At 72.0% G+C, this 19,856-nt stretch carries 18 protein-coding genes; 11 read left to right on the top strand and 7 right to left on the bottom strand.

What is annotated here, in order from left to right:
* The first annotated feature begins 14 nt into the window (after nt 1–14).
* From whiA to MRQ36_RS03285, 6 genes are all read left to right on the top strand, one after another.
* A complete protein-coding gene (whiA, locus tag MRQ36_RS03310; protein WP_242792645.1) occupies nt 15–995 on the top strand; it encodes a DNA-binding protein WhiA in 981 nt (326 codons plus the stop codon).
* 264 nt (nt 996–1,259) lie between these two features.
* Nucleotides 1,260–2,264 (top strand): type I glyceraldehyde-3-phosphate dehydrogenase, encoded by a 1,005-nt coding sequence (gene gap / locus MRQ36_RS03305; protein ID WP_242792644.1) that lies wholly within the window; start codon nt 1,260–1,262, stop codon nt 2,262–2,264.
* The gene (gene pgk, locus MRQ36_RS03300; RefSeq protein ID WP_242792642.1) at nt 2,261–3,460 is read left to right on the top strand and encodes a phosphoglycerate kinase; all 1,200 of its coding nucleotides are present in this window, start codon (nt 2,261–2,263) and stop codon (nt 3,458–3,460) included. The genes gap and pgk overlap by 4 nt, the downstream gene beginning before the upstream one ends.
* Nucleotides 3,460–4,251, top strand: a complete 792-nt coding sequence (tpiA, locus tag MRQ36_RS03295) for a triose-phosphate isomerase (protein ID WP_242792640.1) — start codon at nt 3,460–3,462, stop codon at nt 4,249–4,251. The genes pgk and tpiA overlap by 1 nt, the downstream gene beginning before the upstream one ends.
* Before the next feature lie 95 nt (nt 4,252–4,346).
* Nucleotides 4,347–4,607 carry a preprotein translocase subunit SecG gene (gene secG, locus MRQ36_RS03290; protein ID WP_242800804.1) on the top strand — a complete coding sequence of 87 codons (261 nt, stop codon included), beginning with the start codon at nt 4,347–4,349 and terminating at the stop codon, nt 4,605–4,607.
* A 133-nt stretch (nt 4,608–4,740) separates the two neighbouring features.
* Entirely contained in the window at nt 4,741–5,085 is a 345-nt protein-coding gene (locus MRQ36_RS03285; RefSeq protein WP_242792638.1) for an RNA polymerase-binding protein RbpA, read from the top strand.
* A 40-nt stretch (nt 5,086–5,125) separates the two neighbouring features.
* Here MRQ36_RS03285 and pgl read toward each other — a convergent pair whose 3' ends face one another.
* From pgl to tkt, 6 genes are all read right to left on the bottom strand, one after another.
* Complete coding sequence (gene pgl / locus MRQ36_RS03280; RefSeq protein ID WP_242792636.1) at nt 5,126–5,899, bottom strand: 6-phosphogluconolactonase; 774 nt, start codon at nt 5,897–5,899, stop codon at nt 5,126–5,128.
* Nucleotides 5,900–5,945: 46 nt separating this feature from the next.
* A complete protein-coding gene (locus tag MRQ36_RS03275; protein ID WP_242792632.1) occupies nt 5,946–6,962 on the bottom strand; it encodes a glucose-6-phosphate dehydrogenase assembly protein OpcA in 1,017 nt (338 codons plus the stop codon).
* A complete protein-coding gene (zwf, locus tag MRQ36_RS03270) occupies nt 6,959–8,473 on the bottom strand; it encodes a glucose-6-phosphate dehydrogenase (RefSeq protein ID WP_242800803.1) in 1,515 nt (504 codons plus the stop codon). The genes MRQ36_RS03275 and zwf overlap by 4 nt, the downstream gene beginning before the upstream one ends.
* A 103-nt stretch (nt 8,474–8,576) precedes the next feature.
* Nucleotides 8,577–10,217, bottom strand: coding sequence for a glucose-6-phosphate isomerase (locus tag MRQ36_RS03265; RefSeq protein WP_242792630.1), 1,641 nt, complete (start codon nt 10,215–10,217; stop codon nt 8,577–8,579).
* Nucleotides 10,218–10,290: 73 nt separating this feature from the next.
* The gene (tal, locus tag MRQ36_RS03260) at nt 10,291–11,469 is read right to left on the bottom strand and encodes a transaldolase (RefSeq protein ID WP_242792628.1); all 1,179 of its coding nucleotides are present in this window, start codon (nt 11,467–11,469) and stop codon (nt 10,291–10,293) included.
* Between the two features lie 16 nt (nt 11,470–11,485).
* Complete coding sequence (gene tkt / locus MRQ36_RS03255) at nt 11,486–13,624, bottom strand: transketolase (protein WP_242792626.1); 2,139 nt, start codon at nt 13,622–13,624, stop codon at nt 11,486–11,488.
* 265 nt (nt 13,625–13,889) lie between these two features.
* Here tkt and MRQ36_RS03250 point away from each other — a divergent pair, with 265 nt between their 5' ends.
* The 3 genes from MRQ36_RS03250 (at nt 13,890) to MRQ36_RS03240 (ending at nt 16,360) form a co-directional block, all read left to right on the top strand.
* The gene (locus tag MRQ36_RS03250; RefSeq protein WP_242792624.1) at nt 13,890–14,849 is read left to right on the top strand and encodes a heme o synthase; all 960 of its coding nucleotides are present in this window, start codon (nt 13,890–13,892) and stop codon (nt 14,847–14,849) included.
* 254 nt (nt 14,850–15,103) lie between these two features.
* Nucleotides 15,104–15,439 carry a hypothetical protein gene (locus tag MRQ36_RS03245; protein ID WP_242792622.1) on the top strand — a complete coding sequence of 112 codons (336 nt, stop codon included), beginning with the start codon at nt 15,104–15,106 and terminating at the stop codon, nt 15,437–15,439.
* 9 nt (nt 15,440–15,448) lie between these two features.
* A complete protein-coding gene (locus tag MRQ36_RS03240; protein WP_242792620.1) occupies nt 15,449–16,360 on the top strand; it encodes a RimK family alpha-L-glutamate ligase in 912 nt (303 codons plus the stop codon).
* Between the two features lie 140 nt (nt 16,361–16,500).
* Here MRQ36_RS03240 and MRQ36_RS03235 read toward each other — a convergent pair whose 3' ends face one another.
* Entirely contained in the window at nt 16,501–17,448 is a 948-nt protein-coding gene (locus MRQ36_RS03235) for a heme A synthase (protein ID WP_242800802.1), read from the bottom strand.
* A gap of 152 nt (nt 17,449–17,600) precedes the next feature.
* On the opposite strand from MRQ36_RS03235, the gene MRQ36_RS03230 reads away from it, so the two are divergent.
* Nucleotides 17,601–18,386, top strand: a complete 786-nt coding sequence (locus MRQ36_RS03230; protein ID WP_374249854.1) for a helix-turn-helix transcriptional regulator — start codon at nt 17,601–17,603, stop codon at nt 18,384–18,386.
* Nucleotides 18,383–19,813, top strand: a complete 1,431-nt coding sequence (gene sufB / locus MRQ36_RS03225; protein ID WP_242792618.1) for a Fe-S cluster assembly protein SufB — start codon at nt 18,383–18,385, stop codon at nt 19,811–19,813. The genes MRQ36_RS03230 and sufB overlap by 4 nt, the downstream gene beginning before the upstream one ends.
* Nucleotides 19,814–19,856: the final 43 nt, after the last annotated feature.

Genomic DNA, 19,856 nt, shown 5'->3' with positions numbered 1-19,856 from the left:
TGGAGGGGCGCACTATGGCGATGACGGCTGCGGTCAAGGACGAGCTGAGTCGGGTGGACGTGCCCAAGCCCTGCTGCCGACGGGCGGAGATGGCGGCTCTGCTGCGCTTCGCCGGCGGGCTGCACATCGTGTCGGGTCGCGTGGTGGTCGAGGCCGAGCTGGACACCGGCGCGGTGGCCCGGCGGCTGCGGCGGGAGGTCGCCGAGGTCTACGGCTACCCGAGTGAGATCCATGTGCTCGCCTCCGGCGGGCTGCGCAAGGGCAGTCATTTCATCGTCCGGGTGGTCAAGGACGGCGAGGCGCTGGCCCGCCAGACCGGGCTGCTCGACGTGCGCGGCCGGCCCGTACGCGGCCTGCCGCCGCACGTGGTCGCCGCCAACGTCTGCTGCGCCGTGTCGGCGTGGCGGGGCGCGTTCATGGCGCACGGTTCGCTGACCGAGCCGGGCCGCTCCAGCGCGCTGGAGATCACCTGCCCCGGCCCGGAGTCGGCGCTCGCGCTGGTCGGCGCTGCCCGCCGGATCGGCATCGTCGCCAAGAACCGCGAGGTCCGCCAGGTCGACCGGGTGGTGGTCAAGGACGGTGACGCGATCGCCGCGCTGCTCACCCGGATAGGAGCGCACTCCAGCGTGCTGGCCTGGGAGGAGCGCCGGGTACGCCGCGAGGTGCGGGCCACCGCGAACCGGCTGGCGAACTTCGACGACGCCAACCTGCGCCGTTCGGCCCGCGCGGCGGTCGCCGCGGCGGCCCGGGTCACCCGCGCGCTGGAGATCCTCGCCGACGACGCCCCCAACCACCTGACCTCGGCCGGCCGGCTGCGGCTGGAGCACCGGCAGGCCTCGCTGGAGGAGCTGGGCGCGCTGGCCGATCCGCCGCTGACCAAGGACGCCATCGCGGGCCGGATCCGCCGGCTGCTGGCGCTCGCCGACAAGCGGGCCCGCGACCTGGGTATCCCGGATACGGAAGCAGCCGTCACGCCCGACATGCTCGTGGTCTGATAGGACGGTGGGTCGCCATTCTGCGAGCGGGATCACCACCCGACGCAGCGCGGCGCCGCACGCTCGGATAAGGTCGCTGCGTACGGCAAGGGGGCCGGCACAGGCACCCCTCGTTGTGCCCACCGCCTCGGGCGGTCAGGTCCTTCAGGGCCGCGGCGGGGTGGCCGAGATGAACCGTCAACGGCCGGCTCCAACGGTCGGCGAACACATTTCCGCCGGCCCGGGTCTGACGCCGGCGGACCAGAACGCGAGGAGATGGGACCTGTGACCATCCGGGTTGGCATCAACGGCTTCGGCCGGATCGGCCGTAACTTCTTCCGGGCAGTGCTGGCGTCCGGCGCTGACATCGAGGTCGTCGCGGTCAACGACCTGACCGACAACGCGACGCTCGCCCACCTGCTCAAGTACGACAGCATCCTGGGCCGCCTGCCGCACGAGGTGAAGGCCAGCGCCGACGAGATCACCGTGGGTGGCAAGGCCATCAAGGTGTTCGAGGAGAGGGACCCCGCCAAGCTGTCGTGGAGCGAGGTCGGCGTCGACGTCGTCATCGAGTCCACCGGGTTCTTCACCGACGGCACCAAGGCGAAGGCGCACATCGACGGCGGGGCCAAGAAGGTCATCATCTCCGCGCCGGCGAAGAACGAGGACGTCACGGTCGTCATGGGTGTGAACCACGACCAGTACGACCCGGCGAAGCACAACATCATCTCCAACGCCTCCTGCACCACCAACTGCCTGGCGCCGATGGCGAAGGTGCTGAACGACACGTTCGGCATCACCAAGGGTCTGATGACCACCATCCACGCGTACACGCAGGACCAGAACCTGCAGGACGCGCCGCACAAGGACCTGCGCCGGGCCCGGGCCGCCGCGCTGAACATCGTCCCCACCTCGACCGGCGCCGCGAAGGCGATCGGCCTGGTGCTGCCGGAGCTGAAGGGCAAGCTGGACGGTTACGCGCTGCGCGTGCCGATCCCGACCGGCTCGGCCACCGACCTGACCGTCGAGGTCGGCCGGGAGACCACGGTGGACGAGGTCAACGCCGCGCTGAAGGCCGCCGCCGAGGGCCCGCTCAAGGGCTTCCTCAGCTACAACGAGGACCCGATCGTCTCCGCCGACATCGTCACCGACCCGTCGTCGTGCATCTTCGACGCGCCGCTGACCAAGGTGATCGGCAACCAGGTCAAGGTCGTCGGCTGGTACGACAACGAGTGGGGCTACTCCAACCGCCTGGTGGACCTGGTCAAGCTGGTGGGTCAGTCGCTGTGACGATCCGCAACCTCGACGACCTGCTCGCCGAGGGGGTGTCGGGTCGGCGCGTGCTGGTGCGCGCCGACCTGAACGTCCCGCTCGACAAGCAGACCGGGGACATCACCGACGACGGCCGGATCCGGGCCGTGCTGCCCACGCTGAGCGCGCTGGTGCAGGCCGGCGCCAAGGTGGTCGTCTGCTCCCACCTGGGCCGCCCGAAGGGCGCGCCCGACCCGCAGTTCAGCCTCCGGCCGGTCGCCGGCCGGCTGGGTGAGCTGCTCGGCGCGCCGGTGCACTTCGCCTCCGACACCGTCGGCGACTCCGCCCGCGCCACCGTGGACGGGCTGGCCGACGGTCAGGTCGCGCTGCTGGAGAACCTGCGCTTCAACTCCGGCGAGACCAGCAAGGACGAGGCCGAGCGGGGCGCCTTCGCCGACCAGCTCGCCGCGTTCGGCGACGCGTACGTGGACGACGCCTTCGGCGCCGTGCACCGCAAGCACGCCAGTGTCTTCGACGTGCCCGCCCGGCTGCCGCACGTGGCCGGCCGGCTGGTGCTGCGCGAGGTCGAGGTGCTCGGCAAGCTGACCGGCGAGCCGGAGCGCCCGTACGTGGTGGTGCTCGGTGGTTCCAAGGTCTCCGACAAGCTGGCGGTGATCGAGGCCCTGCTGCCGACGGTCGACCGGCTGCTCATCGGCGGCGGGATGTGCTTCACCTTCCTCAAGGCGCAGGGCCACGAGGTGGGCTCCTCCCTGCTGGAGGAGGAGATGGTCGAGACCTGCCGTAACCTCCTGGAGCGGTCCGCGGGCAAGATCATGCTCCCGGTCGACGTGGTGGCGGCGGACGCCTTCGCCCCGGACGCCGCGCACGACACGGTGCCCGCCGACGGCATCCCCAGCCACCGGCTGGGCCTGGACATCGGCCCGGAGACGGTCGCCGGCTTCGCCGCCGCGCTGTCCCAGGCGAAGACCATCTTCTGGAACGGCCCGATGGGCGTCTTCGAGATGGCCGCCTTCGCGAACGGCACCCGGGGGATCGCCGAGGCGATCACCAAGGCCGACGCGTTCAGCGTGGTCGGCGGCGGCGACTCCGCCGCGGCGGTCCGCGCCCTGGGCCTCGACGAGTCGTCGTTCGGGCACATCTCCACCGGGGGCGGGGCGTCCCTGGAATACCTGGAGGGCAAGACCCTCCCGGGCATCGCGGCGCTGGAGGACTGATGGCGGGCTTCACCCGCCGGCCGCTGATGGCCGGCAACTGGAAGATGAACCTGAACCACCTCGAGGCGAACCTGCTGCTGCAGAAGCTCGCGGCGAGCCTCACCGAGAAGCAGCTCACCGACGTCGAGACGGTGGTCCTGCCGCCCTTCACCGACCTGCGCACCGTGCAGACCGCGGTGGACGGCGACAAGCTGCTGATCGGGTACGGCGCGCAGGACCTGTCGCCGTACCAGTCGGGGGCGTACACCGGGGACATCTCCGGTGCGATGCTGGCCAAGCTGGGCTGCACGTACGTGACGGTCGGGCACTCCGAGCGCCGGCAGTACCACTACGAGGACGACGCGATCGTCAACGCCAAGGTGGCCGCCGCGCTGGCCAACGGGCTCACCCCGATCCTCTGCATCGGCGAGGGGCTGGAGATCCGGGAGCAGCTGCGGCACGTGCCGCACTGCTGCGACCAGCTCGACGGCGCCCTGAAGGGGCTCACCCCCGAGCAGGTCACCAAGGTCGTCGTGGCGTACGAGCCGGTCTGGGCGATCGGCACCGGCAAGACGGCCACTCCGGAGGACGCCCAGGAGGTGTGCGGGGAGGTCCGCAAGCGGCTGGTCGAGACCTACGACCAGGGCACGGCGGACCAGGTCCGGATCCTCTACGGCGGTTCGGTCAAGTCCTCGAACGTCGCCTCGATCATGGCCCAGCCGGACGTGGACGGGGCCCTGGTCGGCGGTGCGAGCCTGGACGCCGAGGAGTTCGCGAAGATCTGCCGGTTCCCGGAGCACATCACCCGCTGATCGCTCGCTATCCTGGACTCTGCCCGTCCGCAGGCCGGTGCCGCACGCCCGACCAGCCCGGGCAGATGATCGCTACGAGAGGACTGACCCCGACCATGCCGATCGCGTTCGCATACACGTTGATCGTGTTGTTGATCATCACGAGCATCATGCTCACCCTGCTCATCCTGCTGCACCGAGGTAAGGGTGGCGGGATGTCGAGCATGTTCGGCGGTGGCGTCAGCTCCAGCCTCGCCGGGTCGTCGGTGGCCGAGAAGAACCTCGACCGCTACACCGTCCTGGTGGGGATCGTCTGGTTCGCCTGCATCGTGGGGATCGGGCTCTGGCTCCGCCTCCAGATGAGCAGCGGGGCATAGCCAGCCCGTCAGGTCGTACAATCTGCGCGCGGTCCGTCACGGCGGGCCGCGCGCAGTTTTCTTCTCCGCCCGCACGGCACCGCCCCGCCGCCCGCCCTGAGCGGTGGTCCCCGCACCACGACAGGAGCGCAGCGTGCTGACTGGCAACACCTTCCGAGGCACCCGGATCGGGTCCGGTCCCGAACGACTCACCGAGCGCTATGCGCCGGCCCCACGCCGCGCGGTCACCTACTGGTGCCGCAACGACCACCGGGTCGAGATCCAGATCGCCGCCGAGGCGGAGACGCCGCCGGGCTGGGAGTGCCCGCACTGCGGCCAGCCCGCCGGCCCCGACGCGCAGAACCCGCCCGGCCGGGCCCGGGCCGAGCCCTTCAAGAGCCACCTGGCGTACGTGAAGGAGCGGCGCTCCCCCGAAGAGGGGGAGGCCATCCTCGCCGAGGCGCTGGCCGCCCTGCGCCGCCGCCGCGGCCGGTCCTGACCGACCGCGGCGACGGGCAGCTACGACCGTTGCCCGCTGCTCACTTCCGCACGCTGCGCAGGCGGGCCGGCACGTCGGCCGCCGCGGCCCGGTCCAGCAGCCAGAGGGTACGTGCGACGCCGTGCGCCCCCGCCGCCGGCAGTTGCACCGGACCCGCCCCGGCCAGCGCCATGCCCACCGCGCGGGACTTGTCCGCGCCGCTGGCCACCAGCCAGACCTCCTCGGCCGTGTTGATCGCCGGCAGGGTGAGCGTGGTCCGCACCGGCGGCGGCTTCGGGCTGCCCCGCACCGCGCTGACCGGCCGGTTGTCGTGGTGCACCGGGTGCTCCGGGAAGACCGACGCCACGTGCCCGTCCTCGCCCACGCCCAGCATCAGCACGTCGAAGTGGGGGAGCGCGGCGTGCCCCGGGCGGGCCGCGACGGCCAGCTCCTCGGCGTACCGGGCGGCGGCCCCCTCCGGGTCGTTGCCGGCCGGGCCGTCGGAGGCCGGCATCGGGTGGATCCGGGCCGGGTCCAGCGGCACCGCGTCCAGCAGCGCCGCCCGGGCCTGGGTCTCGTTGCGCTCCGGGTCGCCGGCCGGCAGGAAACGCTCGTCACCCCACCAGACGTCGACCCGGGACCAGTCCACCGCGTCCCGGGCCGGCAGCGCCGCCACCGCCCGGTACACCGCCGCGGCGATCCGCCCGCCGGTCAGCACCACCGAGGCCTGACCCCGGTCCGCCTGCGCGTCGAGCAGCTTCACCACCAGCCGGGCCGCCACCGCCTGCGCCAGCAGGTCGGCGTCGGCGTGGACGGCGACACTCGCCTCACTCATTCGTCGTGCCCTCGTGTTCCGACCGCCTCGCGGTCACCTGTCCCGCTCACGGGTTCGCGGTCGCGCCGGCGTGCGCGGTGATCCCCGCCTCGGCCCGCTGGGCGGTCGCCGGGTCCTTCCACACGTGCCGCCGGTGGGCGGGACGCTCGTCCAACCCGGTGAGCCCGGCGGCGGTGCCCAGCGCCTCGGCGTAGATCTGGTCGGCGTCGAGCCGCCGCAGTTCCTCGGCCAGCTCGTCGCCGAGCGGCCGGCGCACCAGCGGCAGCGTCCGGTCGTCCTGACCGGTCCGCCGGAACGTCGCGATGCTGTCGTCCCGGGTGAGGGTCAGCTCGTCGCCGTTGGCGCAGCGCAGCTGCACCTCGCGCATCCGCGGGTATTCGTCGGTGTGCTCCCAGGCCGGGTCGATGCCCAGCCGGGCGGCCAGCCAGCCGCGCATCAGCGCCGCCGTCGGGTCGGTGCGGGGCGCCACCACGGTCGCCTCGGTGACCCGGGCCTGGGTGGTGTCGAACGCCCCGGCGACCAGGGTGCGCCACGGGGTGATCCGGGTCCAGGCCAGGTCGGTGTCGCCGGGGGCGTAGTCCGCGGCCCGCTGCTTCAGCGCCGCGATCGGGTCGGCCGCCTGCGCGCAGTCGGTGATCCGGCGGTCCGCCACCACACCGAGGAAGTCGGTGGAGATCTCCACCGGCGGTTCGCCGTGCCACCAGGTCACCACCGGTACGTCCGGCACCAGCAGTGGCATCACCACCGACTCGGCGTGCAGGGCCAGCCGACCGTACATCCGGGTCACCACCGCCTCGCACGGGCCGAGCCGGCCGCCGACGACGATCTCGGCGTCCAGCCGGTTACGGTCCCGTTCGACGTCGGAGCGGACCACCACGACGATCCGGCACGGGTGGGCGGCCGCGGCGATGGTCGCCGCCGCCTCCGCCTCCCGGACCTGCTTCTCGTCCGCCACCACGATCAGGGTGAGCGCCATGCCGCTGGCCACCCCGCCGGCGCTGCGCCGTTCGGCGGCGAGCGCCTTGACCACCTCGTTGCCGGTGGTGTCCCACAGCCCGATCATGCTCTTCTCCAAGCCCGGCCCTCGCGGGCCAGCATCTCGTCGGCCGCGCGCGGCCCCCACTCGCCGGACCGGTACGGCTCCGGCTTGGTGCCCGTCCAGGCGTGCTCCAGCGGGTCCACGACCTGCCAGCTCTGCTCCACCTCGGCGGCGTCCGGGAAGAGCGTCCGGTCCCCGATCAGCACGTCCAGCACGAGCCGCTCGTACGCCTCGGGGCTGGACTCGGTGAACGCCTCGCCGTACTGGAAGTCCATCGCGATGTCGCGGACCTCCATCGTGGTGCCGGGCACCTTGGAACCGAACTTCAGCACCACGCCCTCGTCCGGCTGGACCCGGATGACCAGCTGGTTGGGGCCGAGCGACTCCATGTCCGCCGGGTTGAACGGCAGGTGCGGCGCCTTCTTGAACATGATGGCCACCTCGGTGACCCGGCGGGGCAGCCGCTTGCCGGCGCGGATGTAGAACGGCACCCCCGCCCACCGACGGTTCTGGATGCCGAGCCGGACGGCGACGTAGGTCTCCGTGGTGGAGTCCTCGGGCACGCCCTCCTCGTCCAGGTAGCCGACGGCGCGCTCGCCGCCGACCCAGCCGGGCAGGTACTGGCCGCGCACGGTGTCCCGGGCGACGTCCTTCGGCACGGTGATGGCCTTGAGCACCTTGAGCTTTTCGGCGCGGATCTCGTCCGCGTCGAAGCTGGTGGGCTCCTCCATCGCCACCAGGGCGAGGAGCTGGAGCAGGTGGTTCTGCAGCACGTCACGGGCGGTGCCGACGGTGTCGTAGAAGCCGGCCCGGGTGCCGATGCCGACGTCCTCGGCCATGGTGATCTGCACCGAGTCGACGTACTTGGAGTTCCACAGCGGTTCGAAGAGGTTGTTGGCGAACCGCAGGGCCAGGATGTTCTGGACCGTCTCCTTGCCCAGGTAGTGGTCGATCCGGAAGACGTCCTGCCCGGTGAACACGTCGTCGACCAGGTCGTTGAGCTCCTTCGCGGAGGGCAGGTCGTTGCCGAACGGCTTCTCCACCACGACCCGCCGCCAGCCGCCGGACTTGGCGTTGTCCGCCATGCCGGTGCGGGCCAGCTGCTTGAGCACCACCGGGAAGGCCGCCGGGGGGATGGAGAAGTAGAAGGCGGCGTTGCCCGGGATGCCGTGGCTGGTGCGCAGCTCGTCCAGCGTGGTGGCCAGCTGGTCGAAGGCCGCGTCGTCGTCGAACGAGCCGCCCACGAACTTGATGTTGCCGGCCAGCCGGGCCCAGACCTCGTCCCGCCAGGGGGTGCGGGCGTGCTTGCGGGCGGCCTCGCAGGCCAGGGTCTCGAAGTCCCCGTCACCCCAGTCCCGCCGGGCGAAGCCCAGGACCACGAAACCGGGCGGCAGCAGCCCTCGGTTCGCCAGGTCGTAGACCGCCGGCAGCAACTTCTTCCGCGCCAGGTCACCGGTGACGCCGAAGATCACCAGAGCGCAGGGCTCCGGGATCCGTGGCAGTCGCCGGTCCTGGGGGTCGCGCAGCGGGTTCACCGTATCTCCTCGATTCGCGACTGCGGGGCTCGCAGCACCGGCGTGCTCGTCGCCGCTCACGGTGCCTCCTCGCTCCGCTGGGTTCGTCTCGTCCATCGTCACGTCAGGTCCGTCCGGCCGCAACGAGAAGCTGGGCCACGCCGGCCGCCCGGTCGGTCAGGTGCAGTCGCAGCACCGGTCGCCCCCGGTCGGCCAGGGCCTGCCGGTCGCCGGCGGCCTGCGCCGCCTGCAGCTCCCCGAAGGTGTACGGCCGGCCGGGCACCGGCAGGTCGGCGGTCACCGCGCCGGTCAGCTGAAGATGGCTGCCGACCGCCGGGCCGCCCTTGTGGTACTGGCCGGTGGAGTGCAGGAACCGGGGGCCCCAGCCGAAGGTCACCGGCCGCGCGGTCGCCCCGGCCAGCAGCGGGCGCAGGCCGGCCACGGCCGCGTCGGCGTGCCGGTCGAGGTACGCCGACACCGCCAGGTAACCGTCGTCGCCGAGCCCGTCGAGCAGCCACCGCAGCACGCCGGCCAGGTCGTCGGGGGCGCCCGCCGGGGCGTACACCTCGATCGCGCCCTCGGTGAACGACGGCGTCGCGGCCGGCGGTCCGGCGGCCAGCAGACGGGCCGTGTTCTCCTTGCTCTCCGCGACGTCCGGCTGGTCGAACGGGTCGACGCCGAGCACCGCGCCCGCCACGGCGGTGGCGTACTCCCAGGTCAGGAACTGGGCGCCGAGCGGGCCGTTGACCGCCACGTCCGCGCCGCCTACCCCCGGTACGGCCCCGGCCGCCAGCGCCCCGCCGTAGGCCACGGTGAGCACGCCGGGCCCGGTCGCCCCGGGCGCCTGCGGCGACTCGACCACGACCGGCAGGATGCCGAGCCCGGCCTTGCCGGTCGACTCGGCGAGTAGCTGCTCGACCCAGTCGCCCAGCCCGTCCAGGCCGGTGCCGTCGCCGACCAGGGCCACGGTGTCCCGGCCGGTGGTCGCCGCCGCGCCGAGCGCCACGCCCAGGGCCAGGCCGGGGTTGTCCCGGTCCTGCCCCAGCGAACCGGCCAGCGCCTCGGCGTCGTCGAGCAGCTCGGTCACCGGCACCCCGGCCAGCGCCGTCGGCACCAGGCCGAACGCGGTCAGCGCCGAGTACCGGCCGCCGACCTCCGGGTCGGCGACGATGGTGACCACGCCCATCTCGGCGGCGGTCGCCGCCAACGGCGAGTCCGGGTCGGTGACCACCACGAAGTGCCGGGCCGCCTCGGCCTCGGTCATGCCGGCGTCCAGGAACGCCTGCCAGTAGGCCCGCCGGTGGCTGTCGGTCTCCACCGTCGTGCCGGACTTGCTGGAGATCACCACGACGGTACGGTCCAGCCGGTCGGCGAGCGCCGCGCGGACCTGCCCCGGGTCGGTGGTGTCCAGCACGGTCAGCGGGCGACCCAGGGTCCGCGCCACGACCTCCGGGGCCAGCGAGGAGCCGCCCATCCCGGCGAGCACCACGTGGTCCAGGTCGGCCAGCTCGTCGATCAGCTCGGCGAGCTGGGGGAGCAGTTCCCGGCTGCGCAGGTGGGTGTCCACCCAGCCGAGCCGGGTCCGCGCCTCGGCCTCGGCCGCCGGGCCCCACAGGGTGGGGTCCTTCGCGGCCAGCCGGCCGGGGACGTCCCGGGCCACCAGGGCGGCCCGGACAGAGGCCGGCGCGGACCGGTCCACCGGGTCCGCGCCGTACACGGCCAGCCCGGCCGCCACGTCCACCGGTCCGGCCAGCAGGTCGCTCACGTCGCCACCGGACCGGGCCGGACGACGGCGGGCCGCGCCCCGGGAATCCCCGGGGCGCGGACGGCGCCCATCGTCACGCGTTGCCCCCGGCCTGCTGGGCGGCCTGCGCGTTGTCCTTGGCGGCCTTGTTCGGCTCGCCGGTGCCCTTCGCCGCCTCGGTCAGCGACTTCTTCACCCCTTCGAGCAGCTCCAGCCAGCTGGCCTCGAACTTCTCCACGCCTTCGCGCTCCAGGGTGGCGATCACGTCGGCCATGTCCACGCCGACGGCCTCCAGGTCGGTGAAGACCTGCCGCGCGTCGTCGTACGAGCCGGTGATGGTGTCGCCCCGCGTCTCGCCGTGGTCGGCGTACGCGTGGATGACCGACTCCGGCATGGTGTTGACCGTGCCGGGGGCGATCAGCTCCTCGACGTAGATGACGTCCCGGTAGTCGGGGTTCTTCGTCGAGGTGGAGGCCCAGAGCGGGCGCTGCGGGTGAGCGCCGGCGTCGGCCAGGGCCTGCCAGCGGTCCGAGGAGAAGACCTTGCCGTAGCGCTCGTACGCCAGCTGGGCGTTGGCCACGGCGGCCTTGCCGCGCAGCGCCTTCGCCCGGTCGGAGCCGATCTTCTCGAGTCGCTTGTCGACCTCGGTGTCGACCCGGGAGACGAAGAACGACGCCACCGAGCCGATCTTCGACAGGTCGTGGCCGTTCGCCTTGGCCTGCTCCAGGCCGGCGAGGAAGGCCTCCATCACCGCCGAGTAGCGGTCCAGCCCGAAGATCAGGGTCACGTTGACGCTGATCCCCTCGGCCAGGGTCGCGGTGATCGCCGGCAGGCCCTCCTCGGTCGCCGGGATCTTGATGAAGAGGTTCGGCCGGTCGACCAGCCACCAGAGCGCCTTGGCCTCGGCGACGGTCTTCGCCGTCTCGTGGGCCAGCCGGGGGTCGACCTCGATCGAGACCCGGCCGTCCACCCCGGCGCTGCCGTCGTACGACGGGCGCATCACGTCGCACGCCCACCGCACGTCGTACGTGGTGAGCATGCGGACCGCCTCCTCGACCTCGATGCCACGGGTGGCGAGGTCGGTCAGCTGCCAGTTGTACTCCGTGGCGTCACTGAGCGCCTTGGCGAAGATGCTCGGGTTGGTGGTCACGCCGGCCACGTGCTGCTCCCGGCGGAGCTGGTCCAGCCCGCCGGAGCTCAGTCGTACCCGGGAAAGATCGTCGAGCCAGACCGCCACACCCGCGGCGGTGAGCTCGCTCAGCCTGTCCGTCATGCCGTCCACGCTCCCCTCAGTTGCCGGTCGTGAAACCGGTGATGTCGCCCACCCGGGTCAGCGCCGCGTGCGCGGCGGCCACGATCCGGTCGGGGGTGAACCCGAACTGTTCGAAGAGCACGGTGTGCGGGGCACTCGCGCCGTAGTGCTCCAGGCTCACGCTCTCGCCGCTGTCGCCGACGATCCCGCGCCAGGACATCGCGATGCCCGCCTCCACGCTCACCCGTGCCTTTACCCCGCGCGGCAGCACCGACTCCCGGTACGACTCGTCCTGCTCGTAGAACCACTCCTGGCAGGGCATCGAGACGACCCGGGTGGGGGTGCCGTCGGCCTCCAGCCGCTCCCGGGCGGTGAGGCAGAGCTGCACCTCGGAGCCGGTGCCGACGATGATCACCTGCGGCTTGCCGTTGGACGCCTCGGCCAGCACGTAGCCGCCCTTGGCGGTGCCCTCGGCGGGGCCGTACTGCTCCCGGTCGATGGTCGGCAGCGGCTGGCGGGACAGCGCCAGCGCGGTCGGCCGGTCGGTGTGCTCCAGCGCCTGCCGCCACGCCCACGCGGTCTCGTTGGCGTCGGCCGGGCGCACCACGTCCAGGCCGGGGATGGCCCGCAGCGCGGTCAGGTGCTCCACCGGCTGGTGGGTCGGGCCGTCCTCGCCGAGGCCGATCGAGTCGTGCGTCCAGACGTACGTCACCGGGAGCTTCATCAGCGCGGCGAGCCGGACCGACGGGCGCATGTAGTCGCTGAACACCAGGAACGTGCCGCCGTAGGCCCGGGTGCCGCCGTGCAGGGCGATGCCGTTGAGGATCGCGCCCATGGCGTGCTCACGGATGCCGAAGTGCAGGGTGCGGCCGTACTCGTCGCCCGGGAAGTCCTTGGTGGCGTGCACCGCCGGGATGAAGGACGGCTCGCCCTTCATGGTGGTGTTGTTGCTCTCCGCCAGGTCGGCCGAGCCGCCCCAGAGCTCCGGCAGGACCGGGGCCAGGGCCTCCAGCACCTTGCCGGAGGCGGCCCGGGTGGCGACGCCCTTCGCGTCGGCGGGGAAGGTCGGCAGGGCGTCGGTCCAGCCCTGCGGCAGCTGCCGGACGGCCATCCGGTCCCACAGCGCCTTGCGCTCCGGGTTGGCCTGCGCCCACGCGTCGAACGCGGTGGTCCACGCCGCCTGCGCCTCGGCACCCCGCTCCAGCACCTGCCGGGCGTGCCCGAGGACCTCCTCGTCCACCTGGAAGGTCTGCTGCGGGTCGAAGCCGAGGATCTCCTTGGTGGCCTTCACCTCGTCCGCGCCGAGCGCGGAGCCGTGGATCTTGCCGGTGTTCTTCTTGTTCGGCGCGGGCCAGCCGATGATGGTGCGCAGCGCGACGAAGCTCGGCCGGTCGGTCTCCGCCTTCGCGGCCAGCAGCGCCTGGTACAGCGCCTCCACGTCCTCGTGGTAGTCGTCCTGGTCGGCGTCGCCGCGCCGCCAGTCGACGGTCTGCACGTGCCAGCCGTACGCCTCGTAACGGGCCGCCACGTCCTCGCTCTTGGCGATCCGGGTGTCGTCCTCGATCGAGATCTCGTTGTCGTCGTAGATCACGCAGAGGTTGCCGAGCTGCTGGTGGCCGGCGAGGGCGCTGACCTCGTGGCTGATGCCCTCCTCGATGTCGCCGTCGGAGGCGATGCACCAGATGTCGTGCCGGAACGGCGAGTCGGCGCGGTCCGGGTCCGGGTCGAACAGGCCGCGCTCGCGGCGGGCCGCCATCGCCATGCCGACCGCGTTGCCCAGGCCCTGGCCGAGCGGGCCGGTGGTGGTCTCCACGCCCGGGGTGTGGCCGTGCTCCGGGTGGCCCGGGGTGAGCGAACCCCACTGCCGCAGCGACTTCAGGTCGTCCAGGGCGAGCGGGTAGCCGGCGAGGAAGAGCTGGATGTAGAGCGTCAGGCTGGAGTGCCCGGCGGAGAGCACGAACCGGTCCCGGCCGGGCCAGTTCGGGTCGGCCGGGTTGTGCCGCATGACCCGGTTGAAGAGCAGGTACGCCGCGGGCGCGAGGCTCATCGCCGTGCCCGGGTGACCGTTGCCGGATTTCTCCACGGCGTCCATGGCCAGCACGCGGACCGTGTCGACGGCCCTGCGGTCGAGGTCGGACCAGTTGAGTGCGGGTTGCTCGGGTCGGTTGGCAGCCACGATGGTTGTGCTCCTCGGCAGATGGGCGGAACCCTCACCGATGACCCTATCGAGCGGTCCTAAACCTCCGCCCGGGGATCTCGGCATGCTGGTGGGTACGGCTGGGCGGCGCCGGGCGTTCGATCCCGACTGTGACGACCCGCACCGTTGTCGGGTCGCCCGGGCAGCGCAAACGACGACGCGTAGTCTGTGGGGCGGTGTGCGGACCCGCGACGGGTCCCGACCGATCCGATCTCCCCCTGCCGATGCCGGAAGGTGGCAATCCGTGAGCATGATCACCGAGCGCCCCGTCAGCAACTCTGCCGGGCAGCCGCCGGTGCGCACGGAGGACGCGGCGTCGGCGACCGGGCGGCGGGACGTCCGCGCGGTCGTCTCGGCGTACGTGGCGCTGACCAAGCCCCGGATCGTCGAGCTGCTGCTGGTGACCACGGTGCCGGCGATGATGCTCGCCGACGGTGGCATGCCGTCGCTGTGGCTGGTGGCCGTCGTGCTGATCGGCGGCTCGCTGGCGGCCGGCGCGGCCAGCGTCATCAACTGCTACATCGACCGGGACATCGACCAGCTGATGCGGCGTACCAAGCGCCGCCCGCTGCCGGCGCACACCGTGTCGCCGCGCAACGCGCTGGTCTTCGGGCTCGTGCTCGCGGTGGTCTCGGTGGTGCTGATGGCCGTGGCCACCAACTGGCTGGCGGCCGGGCTGACCCTGGCCGCGATCGCCTACTACGACCTCGTCTACACGCTCTGGCTCAAGCGGACCACCGCCGCCAACACCTTCTGGGGCGGCGCGTGCGGGGCGGCGCCGGTGCTGATCGGCTGGGCCGCGGTCACCGGCACGCTGTCGCCGGCCGCGTGGGGGCTCTTCGCGGTGGTCTTCTTCTGGCAGATGCCGCACTTCTACGCGCTGGCCATCAAGTACAAGGCGGACTACGCCCGCGCGGGCATCCCGATGCTGCCGGTGGTGGCGTCGGTGCGCCGGGTCAACGCCGAGATCATCATCTTCTCCTGGCTCACACTGCTCTCCTCGCTCGCCGTCTGGCCGCTGGGCATGAGCCCGATCTACGGGGTCACCGCGCTGGTGGTGGGCGGCATCTTCGTGGTGGAGGCGCACAAGCTCTGCCGGCGGGCTGCGCGGGGCGAGGCGGTCAAGCCGATGCGCCTGTTCCACTGGTCCACCACCTACCTGACCATCCTCTTCGCCGCGGTGGCGCTCGACGCGCTGCTCTGAACGAGCCCGGCGTGGCCACCCGGGGTGGCCGAGTTTCCGCAGGTGCGGGATTTCACCAGAATTTTTTTCGGCTTGAGTTGAGGCGGCTCAAGTCGGACAGATTGTGACGATCCGCCCCGCCCGGTTCGCCCCATCTTGTGCCGGCAAATCCGGTCAAATTACCTGTGGTCTTCCTTAAACCAGGAGGTAATTGGCATCACAAATAGTTCATGGTTCTCGCACATCCGGGTGGGACTCTGCTTAGGCTTCGCGTCATGGCAGATGGTTCCGATACGACGCTGACGGCTCAGCAGGCCGCCCCCGCACCGGCCCTCAACGGTCTGGTCGCGGGTATCAAGTCGTTCGCCGCCGGGCACGGCGGGGCGAAGGCGGTCATCGAGTACGTCGGCAAGCGTGGGGCACGAATCGTCCTCGTCGGTGAGGACGGCGCGTGGGCCGACCAGTTCGCGGACGACACCGTCGTCGCGCGGCAGGCCTGCGCCACGGCGGGAGTCACCGTCGAGAACACCTGGGAGCGGGAACTGATGGACCAGATGCGTCCGAGCAACGACCTGTGGCGGTCGATGGCCCGGCGCACGATGGCTCGTTAGACACATAAATTGACCGACCACCACCAGTCGACCCGGGGGAAACCCCGGGTCGCTCTCGTCACCTGCACCAAGCTGCCGGACCTCGAACCGGACGATCGGCTCGTGCTCGCCCCGCTCACCGCCCTCGGCGTCCACGCCGAGCCGGCCGTCTGGGACGACCCGAGCGTCGACTGGTCCCGGTACGACCTCGCGGTGCTCCGCTCACCCTGGGACTACGCGCTGCGGCGCGACGAGTTCGTCGCCTGGGCGCAGACCGTTCCGCGCCTGGTCAACCCCGCCGACGTGGTCCGCTGGAACACCGACAAGCGTTACCTGGCCGAGCTCTCGGCGGCGGGCGTACCGACCGTGCCGACGGTCTGGGTCGAGCCGGGGGAGCGCTGGACCCCGCCCGCCGAGGCGGGGGAGTACGTGATCAAGCCGGCGGTCAGCGCCGGCAGCCAGGACACCGGCCGGTACGACCTGGCCGATCCGGAGCACCGGACGCTCGCCGAGGCGCACGTCGCGCGACTCTCCGCAGCCGGCCGGGTCAGCATGCTACAGCCGTACCTGAGCGCGGTGGACACCGTGGGAGAGACGGCCCTGCTCTTCTTCACCGGCCCCGGCGGCCTGGCCTTCAGCCACGCGATCCGCAAGGGTCCGATGCTGACCGGTCCCGACCTCGGCGAGACCGCGCTCTACAAGGAGGAGCAGATCGACGCCCGGACGGCCACGCCGGAACAGTTGGCGGTGGCCCGCCGCGTCCTCGACGCGATCCCCGGCGGTACCGGGTCGCTGCTCTACGCGCGGGTCGACCTCATCCCCGGCCCGGACGGCTCACCCGTCCTGGTCGAGCTGGAGCTCACCGAGCCCAGCCTCTTCATCGGGTACGCCGACGGCGCCCCCGACCGCCTCGCCGCCGCCATCACCGCCCACCTGCCCTGACCCACCCCCACGACCAAGATCCGCGCAGTTTCTCGGAAACAGTGGCTTCAGCCCGTAGGGAAGCCACTGTTTCCGAGAAACTGCTGCCTCGATCGGGGCGCGGCGGGCAGGGGTGACCCAGGGCGGTGTGCGGGGGTGGGTCAGGCGGCGGTGGTGACCGGGGTGGCGGTCTCGGCCGGCCTGGCCAGGGGGGCGACCGGGCCGCGTTCACGGGTCGACCAGAGCACCGCGAGGGTGGCCAGCAGGACCAGGCAGGAGCCGAGCATGTGCGCGGCCACCAGCACCGCCGGCAGGTGGGTGAAGTACTGCACGAAGCCGATCAGGCCCTGCCCCAGTTCCACCGCCACCAGCACCACGGCGGCCCGGGTGGCCCGGGTGGCGCCGACCGCCCGGAAGGCGAAGACCAGCGCCACCGAGAGCCCGATCAGCAGGAAGACCCCGTCGGCGTGCAGCTGGGAGATCGCCTCGGGGTCCAGGCCGTTGCGCTTGGCGCCCTGGTCGCCGGCGTGCGGGCCGCTACCGGTCACCCAGGTGCCGACCACCAGGACGGCCGCGCCGACCACGGTGGTGAGCAGCGCGAGGTGGCGCAGCGGCGCCGGCACGGTGGGGATCGTCGGGCCGTCCGGCTCGACGGTGCGCCGCCAGAGGGCGTACGCGGCGGCGATCACCGCCATCGAGGCGAGGAAGTGCAGCCCGACCACCCACGGGTTGAGGTTGGTGAGCACGGTGATCCCGCCGAGCACGGCCTGGGCCGGGATGCCGAGGAAGACCGCGACCGCCAACGGCAGCAGCCCGCGCGGCCGGGGGCGCCGGGCGAGCACGGCGAGCAGCACGGCGAGCGCGATGAACCCCACCACGAAGCCGAGCAGCCGGTTGCCGAACTCGATCACCCCGTGCACGCCCATCTCGGCCGTGGTGGTGTACGAGTCGTCGGTGCAGCGGGGCCAGGTGGGGCAGCCGAGGCCCGAGGCGGTCAGCCGGACCGCCCCGCCGGTCACCACGACCGCCACGTTCGACACGATCGAGGCGTACGCGAGGCGGCGCAGCAGCGTGGTCGACACCGGGAACCGGTCGAGCGGGCCACGCAGCGCGGCGGGGGCCGGGAAACGGACGGATCGCTTCACGGAGCGAATCCTACGCACCGTAGTGGTGCCCGATCGGGCGACTCCGCGGTGCCGGTGGTCCGGATCACCGGGACCCGGGTTTGCGGGCCCTGGACGAATTACGTAACGTTGGCGTTGTGAAAAACGCGGCGGCGCTCTCCGGGCACCAGCCGACGGCCGCCCCGGCCGCCGGCGGGGCACCGCGTGGCGTCCGGCGGGCCGAGCCGGAGTCCACCGCCGCCGACCTCTCCACCCGCGACCGGGTCACCCAGCTGCTGCTGGAGCGGGGGGCGACCACCGCCGCCCAGCTCGGCACGGCGCTCGGGCTCAGCCCGGCGGCGATCCGTCGGCACCTCGACGCGATGCTCGCCGACGGCGACGTGGTCGCCCGCGAGCAGGCCGTGCGCGGCAGCCGCGGTCGGGGCCGTCCGGCCAAGGTGTTCCTGCTGACCGACGCGGCCCGGGTCCGCTGCGGCACCCACCACTACGACAACATCGCCACCGCCGCGCTGCGCTGGATCGCCAGCAACGGAGGTGCCGACGCGGTCGAGGCGTTCGCCGCCGACCAGGTGGCCGCCCTGGAGGACCGCTGCCGGGCCGCCATGGAGGACGCCGGCACCGACCCGCTCGCGCGGGCGGAGGCGCTCGCCGGGGCGCTCACCGCCGAGGGATACGCTGCCAACGCGTCCACGATCGCCTCCGGCGGTCAGCTCTGTCAGCACCACTGCCCGGTGGCGCACGTGGCCGCCGAGTTCCCCCAGCTGTGCGAGGCCGAGACCGCGGTGATCTCCCGCCTGGTCGGCACCCACGTGCAGCGCCTGGCCACCATCGCGCACGGCGACGGGGTGTGCACCACGCACATTCCCGGTCAGCCGCGTACGAAGTCCGGAAACACCGTCACCACTGTGAGGACAGATAGATGACCGAGCAGATCGTCCAGCCCCTGACCCAGGAGGAGCAGCTCGCCGCCCTCGGTCGCTACGAGTACGGCTGGGCCGACTCCGACGTCGCCGGGGCCGCCGCGCAGCGCGGTATCAACGAGGCGGTGGTGCGGGACATCTCGGCGAAGAAGAACGAGCCGGCCTGGATGCTCGACCTGCGCCTGAAGGGCCTGCGCCTGTTCGGCCGCAAGCCGATGCCGGCCTGGGGCGCGGACCTCACCGGGATCGACTTCGACAACATCAAGTACTTCGTGCGCTCCACCGAGAAGCAGGCCACCAGCTGGGAGGACCTGCCGGAGGAGATCAAGAACACCTACGACCGGCTGGGCATCCCCGAGGCGGAGAAGCAGCGCCTGGTCGCCGGTGTCGCCGCGCAGTACGAGTCCGAGGTGGTCTACCACAAGATCCGCGAGGACCTCGAGGAGCAGGGTGTCCTCTTCCTGGACACCGACACCGCCCTCAAGGAGCACGAGGACGTCTTCAAGGAGTACTTCGGCACGGTGATCCCGGTCGGCGACAACAAGTTCGCCGCGCTGAACACCTCCGTGTGGTCCGGTGGCTCGTTCATCTACGTGCCGAAGGGCGTGCACGTGGAGATCCCGCTGCAGGCCTACTTCCGGATCAACACGGAGAACATGGGCCAGTTCGAGCGGACGCTGATCATCGTCGACGAGGGTGCGTACGTGCACTACGTCGAGGGCTGCACCGCGCCGCTCTACTCCTCCGACTCGCTGCACAGCGCGGTCGTGGAGATCATCGTCAAGAAGAACGCGCGCTGCCGTTACACGACCATCCAGAACTGGTCGAACAACGTCTACAACCTGGTCACCAAGCGCGCCGTCTGCCACGAGGGCGCGACCATGGAGTGGGTCGACGGCAACATCGGCTCCAAGGTCACCATGAAGTACCCGGCGGTCTACATGACCGGCGAGCACGCCAAGGGCGAGGTGCTCTCGGTGGCCATGGCCGGTGAGGGCCAGCACCAGGACGCGGGCGCCAAGATGGTGCACGCGGCACCGCACACGAGCAGCACCATCGTGTCGAAGTCGATCGCCCGTGGTGGCGGCCGCACCTCCTACCGGGGCCTGGTGCAGGTGCTGGAGGGTTCGCACAGCAGCCGGAGCACGGTCAAGTGCGACGCCCTGCTGGTCGACACCATCTCCCGCTCGGACACCTACCCCTACGTCGACATCCGCGAGGACGACGTGTCGATGGGGCACGAGGCGACCGTCTCCAAGATCAGCGACGACCAGCTCTTCTACCTGATGAGTCGGGGCCTGAGCGAGGACGAGGCGATGGCGATGATCGTGCGCGGCTTCATCGAGCCGATCGCCAAGGAGCTCCCGATGGAGTACGCCCTGGAGCTCAACCGCCTGATCGAGCTGCAGATGGAGGGCGCGGTCGGCTGACGCCGCCACTCCCGCACGGCGGGCCGGGAAACCGGCCCGCCGC

Source organism: Micromonospora sp. R77 (assembly GCF_022747945.1).
Taxonomy (GTDB): Bacteria; Actinomycetota; Actinomycetes; order Mycobacteriales; family Micromonosporaceae; genus Micromonospora.
Note: the sequence above shows the minus strand (reverse complement) of the source record. Positions and strands in the feature narration are given on the sequence as shown.

What these genes read in the sequence shown, in the direction of transcription:
- whiA (WP_242792645.1), top strand. Translation starts at nt 15, where the DNA reads ATGGCGATGACGGCTGCGGTCAAGGACGAGCTGAGTCGGGTGGACGTG.
- tpiA (WP_242792640.1), top strand. Translation starts at nt 3,460, where the DNA reads ATGGCGGGCTTCACCCGCCGGCCGCTGATGGCCGGCAACTGGAAGATG.
- secG (WP_242800804.1), top strand. Translation starts at nt 4,347, where the DNA reads ATGCCGATCGCGTTCGCATACACGTTGATCGTGTTGTTGATCATCACG.
- pgl (WP_242792636.1), bottom strand. Translation starts at nt 5,899, where the DNA reads ATGAGTGAGGCGAGTGTCGCCGTCCACGCCGACGCCGACCTGCTGGCG.
- MRQ36_RS03275 (WP_242792632.1), bottom strand. Translation starts at nt 6,962, where the DNA reads ATGATCGGGCTGTGGGACACCACCGGCAACGAGGTGGTCAAGGCGCTC.
- tal (WP_242792628.1), bottom strand. Translation starts at nt 11,469, where the DNA reads ATGACGGACAGGCTGAGCGAGCTCACCGCCGCGGGTGTGGCGGTCTGG.
- MRQ36_RS03245 (WP_242792622.1), top strand. Translation starts at nt 15,104, where the DNA reads ATGGCAGATGGTTCCGATACGACGCTGACGGCTCAGCAGGCCGCCCCC.
- sufB (WP_242792618.1), top strand. Translation starts at nt 18,383, where the DNA reads ATGACCGAGCAGATCGTCCAGCCCCTGACCCAGGAGGAGCAGCTCGCC.